22 protein-coding genes and 1 pseudogene are annotated in these 21,886 nt (G+C 69.7%); 14 read left to right on the top strand and 9 right to left on the bottom strand.

The genetic code is table 11. The features are described 5' to 3' along the window. Window positions 1-192 precede the first annotated feature (192 nt). On the bottom strand, window positions 193-2,271 hold the full coding sequence (locus ACZ4SA_RS15950) for a PhoX family protein (RefSeq protein ID WP_468274461.1): 2,079 nt from the start codon (window positions 2,269-2,271) through the stop codon (window positions 193-195). Window positions 2,272-2,686: 415 nt separating this feature from the next. On the opposite strand from ACZ4SA_RS15950, the gene ACZ4SA_RS15945 reads away from it, so the two are divergent. The 5 genes from ACZ4SA_RS15945 to ACZ4SA_RS15925 all read left to right on the top strand — a co-directional run bounded on the left by ACZ4SA_RS15945 (window position 2,687) and on the right by ACZ4SA_RS15925 (window position 7,276). Further along, window positions 2,687-3,661, top strand: coding sequence for a PstS family phosphate ABC transporter substrate-binding protein (locus tag ACZ4SA_RS15945; protein ID WP_468274459.1), 975 nt, complete (start codon window positions 2,687-2,689; stop codon window positions 3,659-3,661). Then, window positions 3,658-4,608 carry a phosphate ABC transporter permease subunit PstC gene (pstC, locus tag ACZ4SA_RS15940; protein WP_468274457.1) on the top strand — a complete coding sequence of 317 codons (951 nt, stop codon included), beginning with the start codon at window positions 3,658-3,660 and terminating at the stop codon, window positions 4,606-4,608. Before ACZ4SA_RS15945 ends, pstC begins: the two co-directional genes overlap by 4 nt. After that, window positions 4,605-5,513: a phosphate ABC transporter permease PstA gene (gene pstA / locus ACZ4SA_RS15935; protein WP_468274456.1), complete on the top strand. Its 909-nt coding sequence runs from the start codon at window positions 4,605-4,607 to the stop codon at window positions 5,511-5,513. Before pstC ends, pstA begins: the two co-directional genes overlap by 4 nt. 68 nt (window positions 5,514-5,581) lie before the next feature. Then, window positions 5,582-6,430, top strand: a complete 849-nt coding sequence (gene pstB, locus ACZ4SA_RS15930) for a phosphate ABC transporter ATP-binding protein PstB (protein WP_468274593.1) — start codon at window positions 5,582-5,584, stop codon at window positions 6,428-6,430. A gap of 54 nt (window positions 6,431-6,484) precedes the next feature. Then, the gene (locus tag ACZ4SA_RS15925) at window positions 6,485-7,276 is read left to right on the top strand and encodes a response regulator transcription factor (RefSeq protein ID WP_468274453.1); all 792 of its coding nucleotides are present in this window, start codon (window positions 6,485-6,487) and stop codon (window positions 7,274-7,276) included. Between the two features lie 316 nt (window positions 7,277-7,592). On the opposite strand, the gene ACZ4SA_RS15920 is transcribed toward ACZ4SA_RS15925, so the two are convergent. Beyond that, entirely contained in the window at window positions 7,593-8,258 is a 666-nt protein-coding gene (locus tag ACZ4SA_RS15920; protein WP_468274451.1) for an arsenate reductase/protein-tyrosine-phosphatase family protein, read from the bottom strand. Window positions 8,259-8,405: 147 nt separating this feature from the next. On the opposite strand from ACZ4SA_RS15920, the gene ACZ4SA_RS15915 reads away from it, so the two are divergent. Continuing rightward, window positions 8,406-8,777 carry an ArsR/SmtB family transcription factor gene (locus tag ACZ4SA_RS15915; protein WP_468274448.1) on the top strand — a complete coding sequence of 124 codons (372 nt, stop codon included), beginning with the start codon at window positions 8,406-8,408 and terminating at the stop codon, window positions 8,775-8,777. A gap of 131 nt (window positions 8,778-8,908) precedes the next feature. On the opposite strand, the gene trxA is transcribed toward ACZ4SA_RS15915, so the two are convergent. Genes trxA through ACZ4SA_RS15900 form a run of 3 tightly spaced genes read right to left on the bottom strand, consistent with a single transcriptional unit; the run spans window position 8,909 to window position 10,670 of the window. Next, window positions 8,909-9,244, bottom strand: a complete 336-nt coding sequence (trxA, locus tag ACZ4SA_RS15910) for a thioredoxin (RefSeq protein ID WP_468274445.1) — start codon at window positions 9,242-9,244, stop codon at window positions 8,909-8,911. Between the two features lie 20 nt (window positions 9,245-9,264). Beyond that, window positions 9,265-10,248 (bottom strand): thioredoxin-disulfide reductase, encoded by a 984-nt coding sequence (trxB, locus tag ACZ4SA_RS15905; protein WP_468274590.1) that lies wholly within the window; start codon window positions 10,246-10,248, stop codon window positions 9,265-9,267. An 8-nt stretch (window positions 10,249-10,256) separates the two neighbouring features. Continuing rightward, complete coding sequence (locus ACZ4SA_RS15900; RefSeq protein ID WP_468274442.1) at window positions 10,257-10,670, bottom strand: arsenate reductase ArsC; 414 nt, start codon at window positions 10,668-10,670, stop codon at window positions 10,257-10,259. A 91-nt stretch (window positions 10,671-10,761) separates the two neighbouring features. Here ACZ4SA_RS15900 and ACZ4SA_RS15895 point away from each other — a divergent pair, with 91 nt between their 5' ends. From ACZ4SA_RS15895 to ACZ4SA_RS15885, 3 genes are read left to right on the top strand one after another with little or no spacing between them, the layout of a single operon-like run. Continuing rightward, window positions 10,762-11,076: an ArsR/SmtB family transcription factor gene (locus tag ACZ4SA_RS15895; RefSeq protein ID WP_468274440.1), complete on the top strand. Its 315-nt coding sequence runs from the start codon at window positions 10,762-10,764 to the stop codon at window positions 11,074-11,076. Further along, window positions 11,073-12,155: an ACR3 family arsenite efflux transporter gene (gene arsB / locus ACZ4SA_RS15890; RefSeq protein ID WP_468274437.1), complete on the top strand. Its 1,083-nt coding sequence runs from the start codon at window positions 11,073-11,075 to the stop codon at window positions 12,153-12,155. Before ACZ4SA_RS15895 ends, arsB begins: the two co-directional genes overlap by 4 nt. After that, window positions 12,152-13,216: an ArsO family NAD(P)H-dependent flavin-containing monooxygenase gene (locus tag ACZ4SA_RS15885; RefSeq protein ID WP_468274435.1), complete on the top strand. Its 1,065-nt coding sequence runs from the start codon at window positions 12,152-12,154 to the stop codon at window positions 13,214-13,216. Before arsB ends, ACZ4SA_RS15885 begins: the two co-directional genes overlap by 4 nt. Window positions 13,217-13,225: 9 nt before the next feature. On the opposite strand, the gene pstS is transcribed toward ACZ4SA_RS15885, so the two are convergent. Beyond that, entirely contained in the window at window positions 13,226-14,332 is a 1,107-nt protein-coding gene (pstS, locus tag ACZ4SA_RS15880) for a phosphate ABC transporter substrate-binding protein PstS (protein WP_468274433.1), read from the bottom strand. 362 nt (window positions 14,333-14,694) lie between these two features. Continuing rightward, the gene (locus ACZ4SA_RS15875; protein ID WP_468274430.1) at window positions 14,695-15,285 is read right to left on the bottom strand and encodes a hypothetical protein; all 591 of its coding nucleotides are present in this window, start codon (window positions 15,283-15,285) and stop codon (window positions 14,695-14,697) included. Between the two features lie 123 nt (window positions 15,286-15,408). Here ACZ4SA_RS15875 and ACZ4SA_RS15870 point away from each other — a divergent pair, with 123 nt between their 5' ends. The 3 genes and pseudogenes from ACZ4SA_RS15870 to ACZ4SA_RS15860 form a co-directional block, all read left to right on the top strand. Then, window positions 15,409-15,618, top strand: a complete 210-nt coding sequence (locus ACZ4SA_RS15870) for a hypothetical protein (protein ID WP_468274428.1) — start codon at window positions 15,409-15,411, stop codon at window positions 15,616-15,618. A 30-nt stretch (window positions 15,619-15,648) separates the two neighbouring features. Continuing rightward, window positions 15,649-17,046 carry an NAD(P)-binding domain-containing protein gene (locus ACZ4SA_RS15865; protein WP_468274588.1) on the top strand — a complete coding sequence of 466 codons (1,398 nt, stop codon included), beginning with the start codon at window positions 15,649-15,651 and terminating at the stop codon, window positions 17,044-17,046. Continuing rightward, window positions 17,043-17,364 (top strand): annotated as a pseudogene (locus tag ACZ4SA_RS15860) (MFS transporter); the annotation flags it as partial. The gene ACZ4SA_RS15865 and the pseudogene ACZ4SA_RS15860, both read left to right, overlap by 4 nt. A gap of 416 nt (window positions 17,365-17,780) precedes the next feature. Here the strand turns inward: ACZ4SA_RS15860 and ACZ4SA_RS15855 are convergent. Both ACZ4SA_RS15855 and ACZ4SA_RS15850 read right to left on the bottom strand, forming a co-directional pair. Beyond that, the gene (locus ACZ4SA_RS15855; protein WP_468274425.1) at window positions 17,781-19,058 is read right to left on the bottom strand and encodes an MFS transporter; all 1,278 of its coding nucleotides are present in this window, start codon (window positions 19,056-19,058) and stop codon (window positions 17,781-17,783) included. Then, window positions 19,055-20,437, bottom strand: a complete 1,383-nt coding sequence (locus ACZ4SA_RS15850; RefSeq protein ID WP_468274423.1) for an MBL fold metallo-hydrolase — start codon at window positions 20,435-20,437, stop codon at window positions 19,055-19,057. The genes ACZ4SA_RS15855 and ACZ4SA_RS15850 overlap by 4 nt, the downstream gene beginning before the upstream one ends. An 83-nt stretch (window positions 20,438-20,520) precedes the next feature. On the opposite strand from ACZ4SA_RS15850, the gene ACZ4SA_RS15845 reads away from it, so the two are divergent. Together ACZ4SA_RS15845 and ACZ4SA_RS15840 are read left to right on the top strand one after the other, a co-directional pair. Beyond that, the gene (locus ACZ4SA_RS15845; protein ID WP_468274420.1) at window positions 20,521-21,195 is read left to right on the top strand and encodes an ArsR/SmtB family transcription factor; all 675 of its coding nucleotides are present in this window, start codon (window positions 20,521-20,523) and stop codon (window positions 21,193-21,195) included. A 354-nt stretch (window positions 21,196-21,549) separates the two neighbouring features. Then, window positions 21,550-21,885 (top strand): ArsR/SmtB family transcription factor, encoded by a 336-nt coding sequence (locus ACZ4SA_RS15840; protein ID WP_468274417.1) that lies wholly within the window; start codon window positions 21,550-21,552, stop codon window positions 21,883-21,885. The last annotated feature ends 1 nt before the right edge of the window (window position 21,886 follow it).

Genomic DNA, 21,886 nt, shown 5'->3' with positions numbered 1-21,886 from the left:
GTGGCGACGACTGGTGCGCAATCGGCTGAGCTCCGGTGAAGCGAACGGTGAAGCCTCGCGATCAATAGTGGCAGCGCTCCCCGGCGCGTCGATGCCGGCCCCGTTCGATGGTTGTCGCTCCGGGAGGAGCTGGGACTCGTATATGAGCGATGCCCGGTCCGCCGTGAGGCGGGCCGGGCATGGCGGGTGGGGTCAGTTGTGGAGGCCGGCCTTCCACACGGCCACGACCGACGGCCGCGGGATGCTGCCCGGCCCGTCGGGCCACAGGGAAGCAGGCTTCTCGGCGGTGGCGCCGTCGAGTTCGCCCGGGTGCTGGGCGGCGATGAGGATGCGGTCGTCGGTGATGATCGGGCCGCAGGTCTCGGCGCCCTTGGGGACGGTCAGGAACTGCTTGACGTGGCCGCGGTGCGGGCCCTTGACCGGGACGGCGAAGAGGCCGTCGTGGGCTCCGAGGGCGGCGCCGTCGGTGGCGAGCCAGAGGTTGCCGTGCTCGTCGAAGGCGATGTTGTCGGGGCAGGAGATCTGGCTGACCTGGTTCTTGTCGAAGCCGGCGAAGTAGGTGGAGGGGTCCTTGGGGTCGCCGCAGACCAGCATCAGCCGCCAGGCGAAGGACGTGGCGGCGGCGTCGCCGCGGTGTTCGTCGAGTTCGAGGATGTGGCCGTGCTTGTTGCCGTTGCGCGGGTTGGCCTCGTCCGGTCCGGACTTGCCGGCCGCGCCGCGGTCCTTGTTGTTGGTGAGGGCGACGTAGAGGCGGCCCGTGTGCGGGTGGGGCTCGACGTCTTCGGGGCGGTCCATCTTGGTGGCGCCGGCCTTGTCGGCGGCCAGGCGCGTGAAGACGTAGACCTCGTCGGCGGTCATCCCGGAGATGTGGGAGGTGTTGCCGGTGGCGAGGGGGATCCAGGTGCCCGAGCCGGCGAAGTCGCCGTCGTCGGGGAGCGTGCCGGTGCCGTCGATCTCGGCGGCGGGGCTGTCGCCGGTGAACTTGGCGACGTAGAGGGTCCCTTCGTCGAGGAGCCGCAGGTTGTGCTCGCGGGCGGCTCGGCTGTTGCCCTTCTTGAACCGGTTCGTGGAGACGAACTTGTAGAGGTAGTCGAATCGTTCGTCGTCGCCCATGTAGAGGGCGACGCGGCCGTCGCGGGTCAGGCGGGGCTCGGCGGCCTCGTGCTTGAACCGGCCGAGTGCGGTGCGCTTGCGCGGCACGGAGGTGGGGTCGTACGGGTCGATCTCGACGATCCAGCCGTGCCGGTTCGCCTCGTTGGGCTCCTTGGCGAGGTCGAAGCGGTCGTCGAAGAGTTCCCACCGGCGCCCGCTTGTCCCGGCCGGGAGGCCGTAGCGCGCGAGGCGCTGCTTGGCGGTGGGGTCGGTGACGGCGGCCGCGTTGGCGAAGTACTGGTTGAAGTTCTCCTCGCCGGACAGGACGGTCCCCCAGGGGGTGACGCCGCCACCGCAGTTGTTCAGCGTGCCGAGGACGGTGCGGCCGGTGGGGTCGGCACTGGTCCTGAGCAGGTGGCTGCCTGCTGCCGGGCCGGTGAGCTCGAACGGGGTGGTGGCGGTGATGCGGCGGTTGAGCGCGTCGCCGGTGACCGGCCACAGCCGACCGGAACGGCGGTCGGCGCGGACCGTGAGGACGGTCAGGCCGTGGGCGGCCCAGGCGATCTCGACCTGCTCGCGGGTCGGGTTCGCGGGGTCGTATCCGAAGAACATGATTTCTTCGTTGGTGTACTCGTGGTTGACGACGAGCAGCTGGTCGCCGTGGCGGTGGCGGGGCAGGTCGAGCAGCGCCATGTAGTCGCAGTTGTAGCCGAACTGGCGGGACTGGGCCCGGGCGCTCTGGCGGCGGGCGTCGAAGCGGGGAGCGCCGTGCAGGACGGGGTCGCCCCAGCGGATGACGATCTGCTGGGCGTAGCCGGCGGGGACGGTCACGGCGTCGGCGGTGTTCGGCGGTACGGCGTCGAAGCGCAGACCGCGGGGCAGGCGGTCCTCGCCGCGGTGGGTGCCGCTCCTGGTCGCCGTGCTCGCCGCGGCGGGGGCGGCCGCTGTTCCGGCGGCGGCAGCGATGGCGAGCACCGTGCCGGTCTTGAGCACGCCCCGGCGGGACACCTGGTGGACGATGTCGCCGAAGTAGGTGTTGAGCGAGCGGTTCGGGGCGTCGTGGGAGCAGGCGTCGCCGCACCGGTAGCGGCACGTGAGCGCGGACCGCGCCGTGTTGTGGCTGGGCAGCACGGGCAGGTCTGCTGAGCGGTCCGTGCGGCCGTCGGGCTGATCGAGCACGAGTTCCTCCACGCTGATTGGGGGCGAAGACCGGCCATATAGGTGACCGTCGATCCGTGACGCTAGGCGCACTTGGTTCACTCATAGGCGGCCGGGTGGTGAACGGCGGCCGAACTCTGCCGTAGGTGCCCCGGCTGGTGGTCGACTTGCTCGTCGGTGCCCCGCGTCGCCCCCGTCGCCCTACCGGCTGCAGGAGGTCACGCGAAGCGCAGGTGGCGGCCGGGCCCCGGATCCGCGGTCACCTTGAAACATGATCCATCTATATAGATGACCAGCTATCGTTCATGTCTGATGGCCCTCCCGTACACCGCGTGTTCATATAGGCCAGCTTCGATCCAGGTGTCCGAACGGAGCGCGCTGCGCACCTGATCCAGACAGCCGGGGACCATCCCGGCAGACACGAGGGTCGAGAGTCGTGAACATTTCCACTTCGTTGCGCCGGGCCAAGGCTCCCCTGGCTCTGACGGCTGCTGTGATGCTGGCCGCGAGTGCGTGCGGCGGCGCCGATGCCGGCTCCGGCGGCGGGGACGGCGACAAGCTGTCCGGAAGCATCAAGGCTGACGGTTCGAGCACGGTGGCCCCGCTGTCCACGGTGGCGGCCCAGCTCTTCCAGGGGGCGAACCCGGGAGTGAAGGTCACGGTCGGCACCTCCGGCACGGGCGGCGGCTTCGAGAAGTTCTGTGCGGGTGAGACCGAGATCTCCAACGCATCCCGCCCGATCAAGGACGAGGAGAAGGCCGCCTGTGACAAGGGCGGGGTGAAGTTCGAGGAGTTCACGGTCGCCAATGACGGGCTTTCCGTCGTGGTGAGCAAGGACAACGACTTCGTCGAGTGCCTCACCGTCGAGCAGCTGAAGAAGATCTGGGAGCCCGGCTCCAAGGTGAACAACTGGAACCAGGTCGACCCGAAGTTCCCGAACCAGAAGATGGAACTGTTCGGTGCCGGCACCGACTCGGGCACCTTCGACTACTTCACCGACGCGATCAACGGTGAGGAGGGCGCCTCGCGTACCGATTACAACCCGAGCGAGGACGACAACGTCACCGTGACCGGCGTGTCGGGCTCCAAGGGCGGCATCGGCTACTTCGGCCTGTCCTACTTCGAGGAGAACAAGGACAAGCTGAAGGCCGTCCAGATCGACGGCGGCGCCGGCTGTGTCGCGCCCAGCGTCCAGACGGTCCAGGACGGCACGTACACCCCGCTCGGTCGGCCGCTGTTCATCTACCCGAAGGCGTCCTCCCTGGAGAAGCCGGAGGTCGCGGCGTTCGTCGAGTACTACGTCGAGAACAGTGCCGAGATTGCCGAGAAGGCGCAGTTCGTGCCGCTCAACGCCGAGCAGCAGAAGGAGCTGGAGAAGGACCTCGAGACGCTGAAGGCCGCACGGAAGTGAGTTCAAGCGTCTCCGACCGGCGGGCCGCTTCGGGAAGCCCCGGCTTCCTGAAGCGGTCCCAGCCGCGCTACGGCGAGAAGGTCATCAAGGTTCTCCTGGTAGCCGCCTCGCTGGTCTCGGTGCTGACCACGATCGGCATCGTCGTCGCCCTGATCCCCCCGGCCGGCGAGTTCTTCTCCAAGGTCAACTTCGGTGAGTTCATCACCGGCACCAACTGGTCGCCGCTGTTCAAGCCGCCGTCCTTCGGCGTTCTGCCGCTCGTCGGCGGCACCCTGATGGTCACCCTCATCGCCCTCCTGGTGGCCGTCCCGTTGGGCCTCGGTGCGGCGGTGTACCTGAGCGAGTACGCCAACCGGCGCGTCCGCAAGGTCTTCAAGCCGCTGCTCGAGGTACTCGCGGGCATCCCCACCGTCGTGTACGGCTTCTTCGCGCTGAAGGCCATCACCCCGCTGCTGCAGGGCATCTGGCCCGCCGGTGACGGACCGCAGATCTTCAACGCGCTCGCCGCGGGCTTTGTCATGGGCATCATGATCATCCCCACGATCGCCTCGCTCGCCGAGGACTCGATGAGCGCCGTGCCCCGCGCGCTGCGCGACGGCGCCTTCGCCCTCGGCTCCTCCCGTATGCAGGTCTCCACCCGCGTCGTGTTCCCCGCCGCGCTCTCCGGCATCGTCGCCGCCGTCGTCCTCGGCATCTCCCGGGCCCTGGGCGAGACGATGATCGTCGCCATCGCGGCCGGCGGACAGCCGAACCTGTCCTTCAACCCGCTCGAAGGCATGCAGACGATGACCGCGTTCATCGCCGCGGCCGGCATCGGCGACCTGCCCACCGGCTCGACCGGCTACCAGACGATCTTCGCCGTGGGCGCACTGCTCTTCGTGATGACCCTGGTGATGAACCTGCTCAGCATCCGTCTGGTGCGCAAGTACCGCGAGGTGTACGAATGAGTTCCAAAGTCATCGACCGAGATGTCGTTCTCCATGACGACGCTCCCCGGCTGAAAGACAGGGGGACGCCTCTTCGCGAGCGGTTCTTCCACCTGAGCCTGTTGGCCTCGCTCGCCGTCGCCGTCGTCTTCCTCGCTTCGCTGCTCGCCTATGTGATCAGTGAGGGGTGGTCGCGCCTGGACCCGCGGCTGTGGATGAACTTCCCCGACTACATCGACCCGACGCAGGGCGGTGCCCAGTCGGCGATCATGGGCACGGTCTGGGTCATCGGCTTCACCGCCGTCTACTGCCTGCCGACCGGCATCCTCACCGCCATCTACCTGGAGGAGTACGCCGATCCGGACCGGTGGTGGAACCGCGCGATCGAGATCAACATCCAGAACCTGGCCGCCGTTCCGTCGATCGTCTACGGCATCCTCGGCCTCGGCGTCATCTCCCGCGGCCTGGGCTTCGGGCAGACCGTACTGACCGCATCGCTGACGCTCTCCCTGCTGGTGCTGCCCGTGGTGATCATCTCCTCGCGCGAGGCCATCCGGGCGGTACCGCAGTCCATCCGCCAGGCATCCCTGGCCCTGGGCGCTACCCAGTGGCAGACCATCTGGCGCCAGGTCCTTCCCTCCGCCGTCCCCGGCATGGCCACCGGCTCCATCCTGGCCCTGTCCCGCGCCATCGGTGAGGCGGCCCCGCTGCTGCTGCTCGGCGGTCTGACCTTCATCACGTTCAACCCCAGCGGCGTGCAGAGCCAGTTCACCGTCCTGCCCATCCAGATCTTCAACTGGATCAGCCAGTCCCGCGCCGAGTTCGTCTCCCTCGCCTCCGCCGCCATCGTCATCCTGCTGGCGATCCTGCTGGCGATGAACTCCCTGGCGATCTGGCTGCGCAACCGCTACTCCCGCACCTGGTGACCGCCATGACCTCCGTGAGCGACCAGCTCCACCAGCCCGCCGACTCTCCGAATCCGCAGGAGACCGCCATGACCCCTCCCTCCGACGCCCCCGGCGGCACCCGCTCCCCCCAAGTCACCTTCCGCGAAGCGCCGTCCCTCGTCAGCCCCGTCTTCGAGGTCGGCAGCCTCTCGGTCTTCTACGGGGACCACGAAGCGGTCCGAGACGTCAACATGAACATCGGGCATCGCCAGATCACCGCGATGATCGGCCCGTCCGGCTGCGGCAAGTCGACCGTGCTGCGCTGCTTCAACCGCATGAACGACCTCGTCCCCACCGCCCGCGTGGCCGGCAAGGTCCACTACCACAACGAGGACCTGTACGGCCGCGACGTCGACCCCATCGAGGTCCGCCGCCGGATCGGCATGGTCTTCCAGAAGCCGAACCCGTTCCCCAAGTCGATCTACGACAACATCGCCTACGGCCCCCGCGTCGGCGGCTTCAAGGGCAACCTCGACGACCTCGTCGAGGAGACGCTCACCCATGCCGCACTGTGGGACGAGGTCAAGGACAAGCTCAAGACCTCCGCCCTGGCCCTGTCCGGAGGCCAGCAGCAACGGTTGTGCATCGCACGCACCATCGCGGTCAAACCCGAGGTCATCCTCATGGACGAGCCCTGCTCGGCACTGGACCCGATCGCCACCGCCAAGATCGAGGACCTCATGGAGCACCTCGCCCAGGAGTTCACGATCATCGTCGTCACGCACAACATGCAGCAGGCCGCGCGCGTTTCCCATCGCACCGCCTTCTTCACCGCCGACGTCGATGACCACGGCGTGCGCCACGGACGCCTCGTCGAGTACGACGAGACGGAGCGCATCTTCTCCAACCCCTCCGACCAGCGCACTGAGGACTACATCTCGGGTCGCTTCGGCTGACATGCCGTCCCCGACATCCCCGCCTTTGCGCGCATCACGTGAAGGAGTTCCCGGGTGAACCCCGACGCACGACGACCACCGAGCAGCGCCCGCCAGGCCGAGCCGGACGAGGCGCTGGAGGGCAAGCGGCCCGCACTGCTGCTCGCCGAGCCCGACGAGAAGCTCGCAGCCCGCGCCATGGCTCGCTTCGCGGCGGCCGGCGTCACCGTGATCACCTGCCACGACGGCGCCGAAGCGCTGCTCCAGGTCGGAGCCCAGCACCCCGGCGCGGTCCTCCTCGGAGCTCCGCTGCCGGTGGTCGGGGCCGCCGACGTCACCCGGCTCGTCGGCCGCCTCAGCCCGGTGCCCGTCATCGTCGGCGCCGGGCCGGACGGGGCGGAGGAAGCCACCGCCGCCCTGTCCGCAGGCGCCGTGGCGTATGTGACCCGGCCGTACCGGATCGAGGAGATACTGCCGCTCCTCACCGGCCTGGCCCAGGGTGACGGGTCGGCCGACATGCTGGTCGTCGGTGACATCGAGCTTGATCCGGCCGGGTTTCACGTGCACGTACGGGGCCGCTCGCTCCAGTTGCCCGTACGTGAATTCATGCTGTTGCGCCACCTGATGGAGAATGCCAACCGGCTCGTCTCCCGCCGGGAGCTGACACAGGCGCTGTGGGGCACGGACACCCTGGACAGCAACACGCTCACCGTCCACGTCCGTCGCTTGCGCAACCGGCTCCGGGAAGGCGCGGGGAGCTGCTGCACCATCGACGCGATCCGAGGGATGGGGTACCGCCTGGAGTGCGGCTCGTCCCGGTCCGCCGGAGCGCACCCCGAGCCTGCCCGCTCGAGCCCGAAGCCATAGGCTGTTGGGCAGCGAAATGGGGGTGGGGGAAATGGCGGAGCGAGACGCAGGCGGGTCAGCCGGTCTGGAGAACGTCCGCGCGCTCTTCATCCACGGCCGGGGCGGCGGCAGTTTCGTGGCCGGCGCACGGTCGCACTCGGCGACCTGCGAGAGGGTCGCACGGACGTACCGCAAGATGCTCAAGGTCACATGCTCCGCCAACAACGGCTGCGCTCGTCCAAGTCCGGTGCCACGAACTGATGTCGGGCTCTCGCGCGCATGCGCCCGGACGGCCGCTTGGAACAGTCGTCCGGGCCTGCTCCGGCGGGTCGGCCGCTCAGGCCGCTGCCTGCGCCCGCAGCTCACCCACAAGCTGTTCGACGCGCACTTTCAGCGCATCCCGTACGGAACGCGCGCTCTCGATGTCGAGGCCGCTGAGGTCCGGCAGGTCCCAGTCGAGGTAGCGGCGGCCCGGCCTGACGGGGCAGGCGTCACCGCAGCCGAGCGTCACCACCACATCCGCGGCATCGACGGCCTCGGTGGTGAGCGGCTTGGGGAACTCCTCGCCGATGTCGAGCCCTTGCTCCGCCAGCAGCCACAGCACCACAGGCGAGATGTCCGCCGTGGGCCCCGAGCCCGCGGTCATGGCGACAACGGCTCCCTGGGAGTAGTGGCGCAGCAGGGCGCCGGCCAGCTGTGAGCGCCCGGCGTTCTCCGTGCAGACGAACAGCACCGCGGGCGCGGATCCGGTCGACAGACCTCGGGCGCGCGCGAGGGCACGCAGCCGGTGGTCGGCGAAGCGTTCGATGAGAACGGGAAGGTGGCGGTCGGTACGGGCGCTGTCGTTCAGGAGAAGGGCGCACTCCTCGACGTACTGCTCGACCGTCGCCCTTGAGAAGGCGCGGCTGTGACGGGCAGCGAGTCGGGCGGCGATCCGGGCGAGCAGGGCGCCGGTGTCACGCAACGGCGGTGTGGCCGGACCGAGCGGCGACTGTTCACTCATGGCGCACCTTTCCGCAGGCCGGACCTAATCATAGGTGACCATCTATGTTTGTGTCCTGCCTCGGTCGAAAGTGAACGGTCGGTGAATTCGGAGCTGTGGGGCGTTCGGAGCCCGGGTGCGCCACCGCTCGGCACTTATGGTGAATAGATGGCTATCACTGCATACGAGGCGACGGAGACGGTCGCGGATGACGACGCGTCGACCTGCGGGTCTCATCTCGCATGCCTGCTGATCGACCGTGAAGAGGCCGAGCGCATGGCCGCCACGCTCAAGGCGATCGCCGACCCCACACGGCTGCAGATACTGCGGCTGATCGAACGCTCACCGGCCGGCGAAGCGTGCGTGTGCGACCTGACCGACTGCCTCGGCCTGCGTCAGCCCACGGTGAGCCACCACCTGAAGATCATGACCGAGGCCGGTCTGCTCGACCGCGAGCGCAGGGGTACATGGGCCTGGTTCTCCGTGAACCACGAGGGACTGCGTCGCATCCGCGACATCCTCGAACCCGTACGGGTCTGATCCCGTCGCTCGCTCTCACTTCGCCGCGCCACAGTGGGCTGAACCGCCCGGGCGGCATCAGCGGCAGCACGGCCTGGTGCCGCCGGGCCGGGATCCGCCCCTACCCGACAGCACCCCTGTCGTTCCGCGCGTCAGACGGTCTGCCCGGTAAGGAATTCCCCGAGGTCGCGCTCAAGTGCTGCCTTCGGCTTCGCGCCGACGATCGTCTTGGCGACCTTGCCGCCCACGTAGACGTTCATCGTCGGGATGGACATCACACCGTACTCCGCAGCGGTGGCGGGGTTCTCGTCGATGTTGAGCTTGACGATCTCGATCGCGTCACCGTGCTCGGCCGCGATCGCCTCGAGCGAGGGTGCGAGCCGGCGGCACGGGCCGCACCACGCGGCCCAGAAGTCCACCAGTACCGGCTTGTCGCTGCTCAGGACGTCCGACTCGAAGGAATCGTCGGTCACGGTCTTCAGGGCCATCGCGGCCTCCTTTCAACGAGTCAGACGCTGACCGCGACCGGAGTCTTCTCCGGCTCCGCGGGCTCCTCGTGCGCCTGGGCGGCGAGGTAGCGCTCGGCGTCCAGGGCCGCGGCGCAGCCGGAGCCGGCGGCGGTGATGGCCTGGCGGTAGGTGTGGTCGACGACGTCGCCGGCGCCGAAGACGCCGGGGATGCTCGTACGCGTCGACGGGGAGGCGACCAGCAGGTAGCCCTCGTCGTCCAGGTCGAGCTGGCCCTGGAAGATTTCGGTGCGCGGGTCGTGTCCGATGGCGATGAACAGGCCGGTGGCGTCGAGGTCGCGGGTGGCGCCGCTGAAGGTGTCGCGCAGGACGAGGCCGGCGAGCATGCCGTTCTCCTCCTTGATCTCCGCGATCTCACTGTCGAAGGCGAAGGAGATCTTGTCGTCGGCGAGCGCCCGGTTCTGCATGACCTGCGAGGCGCGCAGCGTGGAGCGCCGGTGGACGACGGTGACCGAGCGGGCGAAGCGGGTGAGGAAGGTGGCCTCCTCCATCGCGGTGTCGCCGCCGCCGACCACGACGATGTCGCGGTCCCGGAAGAAGAACCCGTCGCACGTCGCGCACCAGGACACACCCCGGCCGGAGAGCTCCTCCTCGTTCGGGAGGCCGAGCTTGCGGTAGCCGGAGCCGGTCGCCACGATCACGGCGCGCGCCCGGTGGACGGTGCCCGTGGAGTCGGTGACTTCCTTGACGCGGCCGAGCAGGTCCACGGAAACGACATCGTCCTCGACGATCTCGGCACCGAAACGCTCCGCCTGGGCCCGCATGTTCTCCATGAGGGCGGGGCCGTCGATGCCCTCAGGGAAGCCGGGGAAGTTCTCGACCTCGGTGGTCGTGGTCAACGAGCCGCCCACGAAGATCGCGCCGCCGAAGACGAGCGGCTTCAGCTGGGCCCGGGCCGCGTACAGCGCGGCGGTGTAGCCGGCGGGCCCGGAGCCGATGACGATGACGTTCCGGATCTCGTCCACGTTCTCGCTCACGCGGTCTTCTCCGGGGCGATCTCGGCGATCAGGCCCTCGACGAGCTTCTTGATCTCGTCGCGGATCGGGCGGACGGCCTCGACGCCCTGGCCGGCCGGGTCCTCGAGCGTCCAGTCCAGGTAGCGCTTGCCCGGGAAGACCGGGCAGGTGTCGCCGCAGCCCATGGTGATGCAAACGTCGGACGCCTTGACCGCGTCGACCGTGAGGATCTTCGGCGTCTCGGCGGTGATGTCGATGCCCACCTCGCGCATCGCCTCGACGGCCGCCGGGTTGACCTGGTCGGCCGGGGCGGACCCGGCCGAGCGGACCTCTACGCGGTCGCCGGCCAGGTGGCTCAGCCATGCGGCCGCCATCTGGGACCGGCCGGCGTTGTGGACACAGACGAACAGCACAGAGGGCTTCTCGGACATCAGGCGGGTCTCTCTTGTCTCACGTCGATCAGGCACCGGTGACATCAGCACCCGGTGGCGTCAGCGGCCACTGATGTGACAGTATCAGCCCATGATGACGTCAGTCGACACTGAACTGATCCGGGTGCTCGCCGACCCGCTCAGGCTCCGGATCGTGACCCTCCTCGCCGAAGAGACGCTCTGCACAACCCATCTCGTGGAAGAGACGGGCGCCCGGCAGACCAACCTCTCCAATCACCTGAGGGTGCTGCGCGAGGCCGGGGTCGTCGAGTCCGAGCCGTGCGGCCGCTTCACGTACTACAAGCTGCGCCCGGACGTCATCGAGGCCGTGGCGGGGTCCTTCGCGGAGCTCGCCAGGGCCGCCCGTGCCACCCAAGCCACCGACACGAAGAGGGCATGTCCGTGACCCGCACCGAAGCGCCCGCGACGACCGAGGAAGCCTCGGTCGTCGCGAAGCTTTCGACGCTCGACCGTTTTCTCGCCGTCTGGATCCTCATCGCCATGGGCCTGGGACTCGGGCTCGGCCGGCTGATCCCCGGCCTGAACGACGCCCTGGCGAAGGTCGAGATCGGCGGCATCTCACTGCCGATCGCCGTCGGCCTGCTGATCATGATGTATCCGGTCCTGGCGAAGGTCCGCTACGACAAGCTCGACGCCGTCACCGGCGACCGCAGGCTGATGATCTCGTCGCTCGTCATCAACTGGATCCTCGGCCCGGCGGTGATGTTCGCGCTCGCCTGGATCTTCCTGCCGGACCTGCCCGAGTACCGCACCGGCCTGATCATCGTCGGCCTCGCCCGCTGCATCGCCATGGTCATCATCTGGAACGACCTGGCCTGCGGCGACCGCGAAGCCGCCGCCGTCCTGGTGGCGTTGAACTCCGTCTTCCAGGTCATCGCCTTCGGCGTGCTGGGCTGGTTCTACCTCGACCTGCTGCCCGGCTGGCTCGGCCTCGGCAACGGTGAGTCCCTCGACATCTCCATGTGGGAGATCGCGTTCAACGTCGTCATCTTCCTGGGCGTACCTCTGCTTGCCGGCTTCCTGACCCGCCGCATCGGCGAGAAGAAGCTCGGCCGCGAGAGCTATGAGAGCAACTTCCTCCCGAAGATCGGCCCCTGGGCGCTCTACGGCCTGCTCTTCACGATCGTCATCCTCTTCGCCCTGCAGGGGAAGACCATCACCTCGCAGCCGCTCGACGTCGCCCGCATCGCCCTGCCGCTACTGGTGTACTTCGCGGTCATGTGGTTCGGCACCTTCCTGCTGGGCAAGATGATCGGCCTGAACTACGAGCGCACGACGACACTGGCGTTCACCGCGGCCGGCAACAACTTCGAGCTTGCGATCGCGGTCGCCATTGCCACCTTCGGCGTGACCTCCGGCCAGGCCCTCTCGGGCGTCGTCGGCCCCCTCATCGAGGTCCCGGTCCTTGTGGCGCTCGTATACGTGTCGCTGGCCTGGCGCAAGAAGTTCACGACGGCCCTGTGACACAGAGCGCCGATGTGGTGGTGATCGGCGGCGGCCAGTCCGGGCTCGCCGCCGGCTACCACCTGCGCCGCCTCGGCGTGGACTTCGTCGTTCTCGACGCACAGTCCACGCCGGGCGGCGCCTGGCAGCACACCTGGGACTCACTGCGCCTGTTCTCCCCGGCCGCCTACTCCTCGTTGCCGGGACGGATCATGCCGCCGCAGTCCGGCGAGACGTACCCCGACGCGCGGCACGTCGTCGACTACCTCGCGGACTACGAGAAACGCTACGAACTGCCCGTCCAGCACGGGATCCGGGCCCAGGCCGTGCGCCGCGACGGTGATCGGCTCCGCGTGGAGACCGCTGAAGGGGACTGGTCGGCGCGGGCGGTCGTCAGCGCCACCGGCACCTGGTCCCAGCCCTTCCTTCCCGCCGTCCCGGGCCGCGACCGCTTCACCGGCCGCCGGCTGCACGCCGTCGCATACCGCAACCCCGCCGACCATGCAGGACAGCGCGTCATCGTCGTCGGTGGCGGCAACTCCGGCGCTCAGATCGCCGCCGACCTCGCGCTGGCCGGCGTCGACCTCACCTGGGTCACCCAGCGCCCGCCCCGGTATCTCGCCGACGACATCGACGGCCGCGCGCTGTTCGACGCGGCCACCGCCCGCCGCCGCGCCCTCGACGAAGGCTGCTCCGACACCGGCGGAGTCGCCTCGCTCGGCGACATCGTCGCCGTACCGCCCGTAGGAGCAGCCCGTGACGCCGGGTTGCTCAAGGCGTCTCCGATGTTCACGTGCGTCACCGCCGACGGCGTTCAGTGGGCCGACGGGACCACCGCCGACGCGGACGCGGTCATCTGGTGCACCGGCTTTCGACCGGCACTCTCCCACCTCGCGCCCCTCGGCCTGCGCGGCCCGCGCGGTCACATCCCCACCACCGGCACCCGCGCCACCGCCGAACCGAGGCTGCACCTGCTCGGCTACGGCGATTGGACCGGACCCGCCTCCGCAACCCTCATCGGCGTCGGACGCCCCGCCCGCGACGCCGCCCGGGAGATCTCAGCACTGTTGCAGACCGTGTGACCCTGCGGATCAGGACAGTGTGCTCACCACATGCCGGACCCGCGCGGCCACGACTTCGGGCAGCGGGGCGTAGTGAATACGGGCAAGGTCCTTCTGGCCTTCCTCGCTCGCGGTGTACGTCAGGAAGGACTTCAGCGCAGGCAGGACATCGGCCTGGTTCCCACCGGCGCAGACGATCTCGTACGTGACCAGGACGATCGGATAAGCGCCCGGAGCCTTGGTCCGGTAGTCGAACTCCAGCGTCATGTCCTTGCCGCTTCCGGCGACATGGGCCGCGGCGATACCGGCGGACGCAGTCCTGGCAGAGACGACGACCGGCTCCGGTGCACCCGTGTCCAGCTTGACGGTGGACATGCCTTCCGCCTCGGCGAAGGACAACTCGAAGTAGCCGATGGAGCCGTCCCTGCTGCGCATGGTCGAGACGATCCCGTCAGAACCGGCCGCTGAATGACCGCCCTTGGCCTGCCACGCCTTCTCCTTCTCGTACGGCCAGTCCTGCGGCGCGGCTTCCGCCAGATATGCGTTGAAGTTCTGGGTGGTGCCCGAGTTGTCGGAACGGTGCACCGCGCTGATCTCGGTAGCCGGCAGCTCCACGCCAGGATTCAGACGCTGGATCTCGGGGTCGTTCCATTTTGTGATCTGCGAGTCGAAGATCCGCGCGATGGCCGGAGCATCAAGGACAAGGCTGTCCACGCCGTCGAGGTTGTAGCCGATGGCGATGGGACCGCCGACCATCGGCAGGTCGATGGCCCTGCTCCCCGGGCACGTCTTGCGGGAGAACTCGAAGTCCTCCTCCGAAAGAGGGGCATCGGTCCCGCCGAAGTTCGTGGCTCCGCGCATGAACTGGGCAACACCGCCACCGGATCCGATGGGCACATAGCGGATCTGCACCCCAGGGCACGCGCTCTGGTACTCCTGCATCCAGTGCTTCATCGCGTTCTGCTGCGCAGTGGAACCCGAGCCGGCGATCTTCCCCGACTCGGCGCAGTCAATGCGACTGTTGGGAGTCTCGGACGGACGGTCGTCGCTGCTCGCATCGCCGCGGCCGCATGCCGCGAGGCTCAGTGCGCCGACCATCGCCGCCGCGGCGACGCTGTACAGCCGTTTGCGGTCCATGGGTCGGTGGTGCACCGCGGTCTTTTTCCGGAGGGCCATGAACATAGATATTTGCCGATGTACGTGTGCCGGGGGTGACGCGCTGACGAACATCGGCTGACGCGCGGCGGCTCGGAGGATGGCTTGCTCGTGACGCGGCGGACTGCTGTCATGGCTGCCGAGCCGTCGCTCGACGTGTTGGTCGTGGGTGCGGGGCCGACCGGCCTTGCTCTCGCGACTCAACTGCGGGCGTGCAGAGTTGCGCATCATCGACCGGCATCGGGCCGGGCGGACGAGTCACGTGTGGTGGTGATCCACCCGCACCCTGGAGGCTCTGCCCCGTTCGGCATCTCTGACGAGCTCGCAGCTGCGGCACCACGAAGTCACCTCCGCAACGGGCGAACCGAGGAATCCTCCACCCTCGGGGTCCTGCTCACCCCGTGCCGCGACGGCCTGCGGCCGTGAGACACCAGCACGGTGCGCGTACACGGCGACCTCGACCTGTCCGAGGAAGAACTGCGGGTCTGCAGCGAAGGGTGGAACCGCGCCCTTGAGGACGGTGCGGTCAGCGTGTCCGGCTGGGCCGGGACGTGCGCCGCGTCGCGGCCGACACCGCGCAGCGTCTTGGGGGAGAAGCTGCGCTGGAACTCCATGCCGACGAACCCGATCCCCGGCACGGTGGCGATGCCCCCTCGGCGCCGGGGCGGGCCGTCAGCGTCAAGGGCGCCGCTGCCGCTCAGGTAAGGAAAGGTGAGTCTGTAGCCGGTGGCCCAGATGACCGTGTCGATCGCATCCTTGGTGCCGTCGCCCCACGGCACGCCGTCTTGGGTGAGGCGGGTGAACATCTCCCGTCGGTCCACGCCGTACTCCTCGAGGGCAGTGCGGTAGCCCCCGTCGTCGAGGACGGGGACCGGCACCTTCGCCGGCCAGCGAGGGGCGATGTCGAAGCGGGTGTGCTTGAACCACCAGTGCACATCCCGCCCCAGTGGGTGCTGCGCAGCACGGCCACCACGGCCTCCTCCTGCAGGACGGGCAGCCCCACAAGTTCTGAATTCGATGTGCGTCTATGTTGACACGCGTCGAAGCAAGTGCCAACCTTGGACATCGACAGGCATCGAATCAAGGCGTCTCATGACAACGGCAATCCGTACCGCGCTCACCGCCGCCGCCGCCGCTCGCGCCGCACCGCCCGCCACCTGGCCGGCATCAGCTATTGCGACACCTGCGCCCAGGTCGGCGACAACGTCGACCGAGCGACACAACATCAACAGCACGCGCAGCTGACCGCCCTGATCTGCGCACGCTGACCCCTTTCGCACCGAGGAGACCCGAGCACCATGAGCCCTCAGCAGCTTCCCGTCGTCGTGATCGGAGCAGGTCCGGCCGGACTTGCGGCCGCCGCCCACCTCCTCGAGCGCGGCCTCGAGCCCCTGGTCCTGGAAGCAGGCGTCGCCGCCGGTGCGGCCGTGCGTGAGTGGTCGCACGTGCGGCTGTTCTCCACCTGGGGCGAAGTCGTCGACCCGGCAGCCGAGAAGCTCCTGGCCCCGAGCGGCTGGGTGAAGCCCGACGCGGGCACCTGCCCCACAGGTGGGGAATGGGCCCGGCAGTACCTCCGGCCGCTCGCCGACGTCCTCGGCGACAGAGTGCGCTTCGGCACCCGGGTCACCGGTGTCTCTCGCAGCGGTCGTGACCGGATCGTCGATGCCGACCGGGAGGCGCAGTGCTTTGTCGTGCACGTCAGCACGGCTGACGGCGGCGAGGACCGTGTCTTCGCTCGCGCCGTGATCGACGCCTCCGGAACCTGGGCCACCCCGAGTCCGGCGGGCGGCAGCGGCCTCCCGGCGCTCGGCGAGAAGGCGGCCGCCGACCGCATCACCTACCGCGTCCCCGACCTCAAGGACCCTGCCGTACGGGCCCGTTACGCGGGCAGGCGCACCGCGGTCATCGGCTCCGGCGCCTCCGCCTTCACCGCGCTCGCCAGCCTCGCCGACCTGGCCAAGGCGGACGACGGCGCTGGCACGCACGGCGTGTGGATCCTGCGCCGTGGCATCTCCGGCTCCACCTTCGGCGGCGGCGAAGCCGACCAGCTCCCCGCCCGCGGCGCCCTCGGCCTCGCCGCGAAGGCCGCCGTCGACGACGGTTACGCCGACGCCGTCACCGGCTTCCGCACCGAGGCGATCGACCGCGACGGCGACGGCCGCCTGGTCCTCGTCGGCGACGACGGCCGACGTCTCGACCCGGTCGACGAGGTCTTCGTGCTCACCGGCCTGCGCCCCGACCTCACCTTCCTCGACGAGCTCCGCCTCGACCTGGACGACCGTCTCCAGGCACCCGTTGAGCTGGCCCCGCTGATCGACCCCAACCAGCACTCTTGCGGCACGGTCTACCCCCACGGCCACCGCGAACTGTCCCACCCCGAGAAGGACGTCTACCTGGTCGGCATGAAGTCCTACGGCCGCGCCCCCACTTTCCTCGCCATGACCGGCTACGAGCAGGTCCGCTCCGTCGCCGCGTCCCTGGCCGGCGACTTCGAAGCAGCCGACCGAGTCGAACTCGCCCTCCCCGAGACCGGGGTCTGCGGCGGCGCCGGACTCTTCGACGACCCGGCTGCCGGGCAGGCGGACGGTGGAGGCTGCCGCGCTCCGGCGCCCGCGCTCGTGCAGCTCGGTGTCGGTGCACCTGCCCCGGCAGCGGTCGCCGACCAAGCCGCGGCGGGCGGTTGCTGCGGCTCGTGAGCAGCCTCCCCACCCGCGCCGACGGGCCCGCGACCGGGACAGGGACTCGGTCGCGGCCCCGCGCCGCACTGCCCGCGCTTTGCGCCACGCAGGTCACCAGCTGGGGCATCGTCTACTACGCCTTCCCCGTCCTCAACCCCCAGATCACCGCCGCCACCGGCTGGCCCGTCGGCGCGACCACCGCCGCCTTTTCGGCAGCGCTCCTCGTCTCCGCCGTCGCCGGAATCCACGTGGGCCGCATCCTCGACTCCCGCGGTCCCCGCGCCGTAATGACCACCGGCTCCATCCTCGGCGTGCTCAGCCTCCTCGTCGTGGCCGCCGCCGGCTCTCTTCCTCTTGCTTGCCGCGCTCTCGCTCTTGGCGGCCATGACGGCACTCGGCAGCGCACCTCGGTGGGTACGGCGGAAGGCAGCGCGAACGCAATGACGCTCCCCACCGGTGCCGCCCACAGATCACTACGGCAAGCAGCCAACCGCCCACGCGCCCTGACCGAGCTCACCCTCCCGCACGGTCTGTTGCGCCGGGCCGGTTCGGTACCGGCGCTCACCATGGGCGCCGGCCGTTCGTCCCGATGAGGATGCGGCTGACCTCGGCGTCGGTGCAGCCGGCCGGATCGCTCTCAGCGGCCTGCGCTCGCGGGCCTGGCCGGCTTCCACCAGCCGTCTCGAGGGTGTGGTTCGCCGCTGCGATCCCAGGAATCCCGTATGCGCAGGACAGGCGGACTCGCGGGCTGATCAGCGGTTGGGGTGTTCGGTGATCCAGCGGGCGGCGAGGAGGCCGGAGCCGGCGGTGAGGGCGGCGGCGGCGATGACGGTGGCGTTGAGACCGAGGGCGTCGGCGAGGATGCCGGCGACGAGGGCGCCGGCGGCATAGCCGATGTCGCGCCAGAAGCGGTAGGTGCCGAGGGCGTTGGCGCGCCAGGCGGGGTGGGCGTGGTCGGAGACGGAGGCGATGAGGGCGGGGTAGACCATGGCGGTGCCGAGCCCGAGTGCCACAGCGGACAGGACGCCGGCGAGCAGGGGGCGGTCGAGGAGGGCGAGGGCGAGGACGAAGCCGACGGACTGGACGAGCATGCCGTAGACGATCAGGGGTTTGCGGCCGATGCGGTCGGCGACGTGGCCGGTGGGGATCTGGCCGATGCCCCACAGGATCGGGTAGAGGCCCTTGATGACGCCGACGGCGGCCAGGCCGAGGCCGTGGTCGGTGAACAGGAGTGGGAAGACGCCCCAGGTGAGGCCGTCGTTGAGGTTGTTGACCAGTCCGGCTTGGCTGGCGCCGCGCAGAGAGCGGTTGTGCCAGGAGGTGCGGACGAAGGTGGCCTTGAAGCCGGTGTTCTCGCCTGTGGGCAGGGGCTTGGTGTGGTGGGCGAGTTCGAGGGCGACGTGGGCGGCGGTGTCGCGGACGACGAGGGCCAGCGCGAGGCCCGCGATGACGAAGACGACGCCGATGAGCTCGGGGACGGGGCGCAGGCCGTAGCTGGTGGCGAGGTAGCCGGTGAGCAGGGCGGTGACGCCGACGGCGGTGTAGCCGGCGGCCTCGTTGAGCCCGGTGGCCAGTCCGCGCCGGGAGGGGCCGACGAGGTCGATCTTCATGTTGACGGTCATCGACCAGGTCAGGCCCTGGTTGAGGCCGAGCAGGACGTTGGCAGCGACGATCCAGCCCCAGGAGGGCGCCCAGGCGAGGGCGAAGGGCACGGGGATGCCGATCAGCCAGCCGGTCACGAGGAGCTGCTTGCGGCGGAAGCGCGCGGTGAGGGCTCCTGCGGCGAGGTTGGTGAGCGCCTTGGTGACGCCGAAGGCGATGATGAAGGAGAAGACGGCCAGGTCGCTGGTCAGGCCGAACGTCTCGGAGCCGATGAGCGGGACGGTGGTGCGTTCCAGGCCGACCAGGCCGCCGACGCAGATGTTGACGATGACCAGCAGGGTGAACTGGAGCCAGTTCTCCCGCAGTCCGAGGCGTACGGGCCGGCCGTGTGCGTCGGTCGGCGTGGTGGCTGAGGTGGTGGTGTTCACGCGTGCGTGTCCTCGGTGCCCTGGACGAGCTTCTGGCCGTGGGCGGCGGCGTAGTCGCCGGGGCCGCCGTCGAGGACGGCGACGTCGGTGTGGCCGGCTCGTTCGAGGAGGCTGGCGGCGGTCATGGCGCGCTCACCGTGGCCGCAGGCCACGACCGCCCCGTCAGGGGCGTCGAGGGCGCCGGCGGCGAGGCCGCCGAGCTCGATGCTCAGGGCGTCGGGGACGTGTCCGGCAGCGAACTCCGCCTCCTGCCGCACGTCGAGATACGGGCGGTTCTCCGCCTGGTCGGCCGTGAGGAAGGCGGTGGTGGTCTGGGTGTTGCCGTCGGCGCGCCAGGCGGACATGCCGCCGGCGAGGCGCCCGGCGAGGCGCTCGTAGCCGATCTTGTACGCCTGCCAGACGATCTCGCTGAGGTCTTGGTCGTCGTTCGTGACGAAGACGAGCGGGGCGGTGTCGGGCAGGAGCCAGCCCAGCCAGGTCCCGAACTGGCCGCGCAGCGGTATGGAGAGGGAGCCGGGGATGTGGCCGGCCGCGTAGTCGGCAGCCGGGCGCACGTCGACCAGATGGCCGCCGTCGGCGAGCAGGGTCTTGACCTGCCCGGTGGTGAGGGCGGGCAGCAGTGGGGCAGCGGCGAGGACGGTGGGGCCGCGCCGATTGGCCTCGGCGAGGCGGTCGAAGTAGTCCGGGTAGCTGCCGAGGCTCGCTACCAGCTGTCGTACGAAGGTGTCTTCGTCCGCGGCGGCGAGGAGGGGGTTGGTCTGCTTCTGGTCGCCGATGGTGGAGGTGCGTTCGGCGCCGGGCGGGGCAGAGCAGAAGGACCCCGCTCCGTGGGTCGGCCAGACGGCGGTGGCGTCCGGCAGTGCGGCGAGCCGGCGCAGTGAGCGGTACTGGGCACGGGCCAGTTCCTCGGCGCGGTCGGCGCCGAGAAGGTCGGTGCGGGCGGCGGAGTTCACGATCATCGAACCGCCGGTGAACACGCCCAGCTCCCGATCGCCGTCGAGCAGCAGGAAGGACAGGTGCTCGTCCGTGTGGCCAGGGGTGGCGAGTGCCCGCAAGGTCAGGCCGCCGAGGTGGGTCTCGTCCCCGTCGGCGAGCGGCGTGTGGGGGAAGACCCGCCGCCCGGCCGCGGAGGCCAGGATGCTCGCCCCGTCGTCGTGGGCGAGCTGGACGGCGCCGGAGAGGAAGTCCGCGTGCAGGTGGGTGTCCGCGGCGAACGCGATCCGCAGCCCGCGCCGGGCGGCTGTCGCTTTCAGGGCCCGCAGGTCCCGGCTCGCGTCCACGGCGAGGGCACGTCCGTCGCCGAGATCGACGAGGTAGGCGCTGTTGCCCAGCCCCTCGTCGACCAGCGGAATCAGGTGGTCGTCAGCGAAGCCCATCATGTGTCCTTCCCGAAACGGGTGCTGGGCGGGAGCGGTTCCGCCGGGCATCAGTTACAGTAATCCATAGATATTTGGAGGATGCAATGCGGGCCACCACGAGCGGCACCAAGGCCGCCCTCTACGACGCGTTCGCGGTCAGTGGCAAGGCGCTGGCCAACGGAAAGCGCCTGGAGCTGCTGGATCTGCTCGCCCAGGGCGAGCGCACCGTCGACGCACTCGCGAAGGCGGCCGGGCTGAACCTGACCACGGCGTCGGCACACCTGCAGACGCTGAAGCACGCCGGGTTCGTCGCGACCCGCCGCGAGGGCGTACGCATCCACTACCGTCTCGCCGGCGAGGACGTCGCCCAGCTCTTCGCGCTGCTGCGGAAGGTCGCCGACCGCCACCAGGCCGCCGTCCCCGCCGCCCGCGATGCCTACCTCGGCGAGGACACCACAGCCGAGATGAGCCGCGAGGAACTGCGAGCCCGCGTGGCAGCAGGGGACGTCGTCGTGCTCGACGTGCGGCCGGTGGAGGAGTACGGGGCCGGGCACATCACCGGCGCGATCTCCATCCCCGTCGGCGAGCTGGCCGACCGGATCAACGAGCTGCCCGAGGACACCGAGATCGTCGTCTACTGCCGCGGCGAGTACTGCGTTCTCGCCTACGACGCCGTACGGCTGCTGACCGATCGTGGCCGGCGGGCCATCCGTCTCGGCGACGGGATGCTGGAGTGGCGCCTGTCGGAGTTGCCCGTCGACGCCGCGGATCTGACCTGACAACCCCCGCCGCCGGCTTCCCGCCGCACCCCGGACTCGCACGCGGGCCGGTGTATCTCGACTACACCTTGGCCGCGCCGATGAACGCGAGGCGCGGCGCTCCACGGCGTCCTTGCCGTAGGGGCGGTAGCCGGCCGGGGACCGGTCGGCGGGCAACGGTCCGGCGCTCTCGTGGAACCGCGGCGTGGTGGCCGGAACGCCGGAGTGTTCGGCGAGCTGGGGGATCCGCCATGGTGCTCACATCACCGAGGCCATGCCTTCGACTCGGCTTGAAGGGCAAGGCGGGGATTCTTGGAGCAGACGACGAAATGATCCATGGTTTCGTGAATTCAGGATCACCTGTACTGTCGTGGTGTGTTGACCGTTGCCTCTGACATCGAGGTGCTGGCCCGGTTCGGCCGTGCGCTCGCCGACCCGATCCGCTGCCGCATCCTGCTCGCCCTGCGCGACGCACCCGCCTACCCGGCCGACCTCGCCGACGCGCTCGGCGTCTCCCGCACCCGGCTGTCGAACCACCTTGCATGCCTGCGCGACTGCGGCCTGGTGGTCACCGTGCCCGACGGCCGCCGCACCCGCTACGAACTCGCAGACGAACGTCTGGGCCACGCGCTGGACGACCTGCGCACCGCCGTGGTCGCCGTCGAGGCCGACCGCACCTGCCCGGACGCCGAGACGAAGGGCTGCTGCTGAC

This window comes from Streptomyces sp. NPDC027962, assembly GCF_055566095.1.
The sequence above is the reverse complement of the archived record's forward strand: the minus strand, read 5'-3'. Positions and strand labels throughout refer to the sequence as shown.

Bases quoted from the DNA above. Each gene is read 5' to 3' on its own strand.
- pstA (WP_468274456.1), top strand. From the start codon at position 4,605: ATGAGTTCCAAAGTCATCGACCGAGATGTCGTTCTCCATGACGACGCT.
- pstB (WP_468274593.1), top strand. From the start codon at position 5,582: ATGACCCCTCCCTCCGACGCCCCCGGCGGCACCCGCTCCCCCCAAGTC.
- ACZ4SA_RS15920 (WP_468274451.1), bottom strand. From the start codon at position 8,258: ATGAGTGAACAGTCGCCGCTCGGTCCGGCCACACCGCCGTTGCGTGAC.
- ACZ4SA_RS15915 (WP_468274448.1), top strand. From the start codon at position 8,406: ATGGCTATCACTGCATACGAGGCGACGGAGACGGTCGCGGATGACGAC.
- trxA (WP_468274445.1), bottom strand. From the start codon at position 9,244: ATGGCCCTGAAGACCGTGACCGACGATTCCTTCGAGTCGGACGTCCTG.
- ACZ4SA_RS15900 (WP_468274442.1), bottom strand. From the start codon at position 10,670: ATGTCCGAGAAGCCCTCTGTGCTGTTCGTCTGTGTCCACAACGCCGGC.
- ACZ4SA_RS15895 (WP_468274440.1), top strand. From the start codon at position 10,762: ATGATGACGTCAGTCGACACTGAACTGATCCGGGTGCTCGCCGACCCG.
- pstS (WP_468274433.1), bottom strand. From the start codon at position 14,332: ATGGACCGCAAACGGCTGTACAGCGTCGCCGCGGCGGCGATGGTCGGC.
- ACZ4SA_RS15865 (WP_468274588.1), top strand. From the start codon at position 15,649: ATGAGCCCTCAGCAGCTTCCCGTCGTCGTGATCGGAGCAGGTCCGGCC.
- ACZ4SA_RS15850 (WP_468274423.1), bottom strand. From the start codon at position 20,437: ATGATGGGCTTCGCTGACGACCACCTGATTCCGCTGGTCGACGAGGGG.
- ACZ4SA_RS15845 (WP_468274420.1), top strand. From the start codon at position 20,521: ATGCGGGCCACCACGAGCGGCACCAAGGCCGCCCTCTACGACGCGTTC.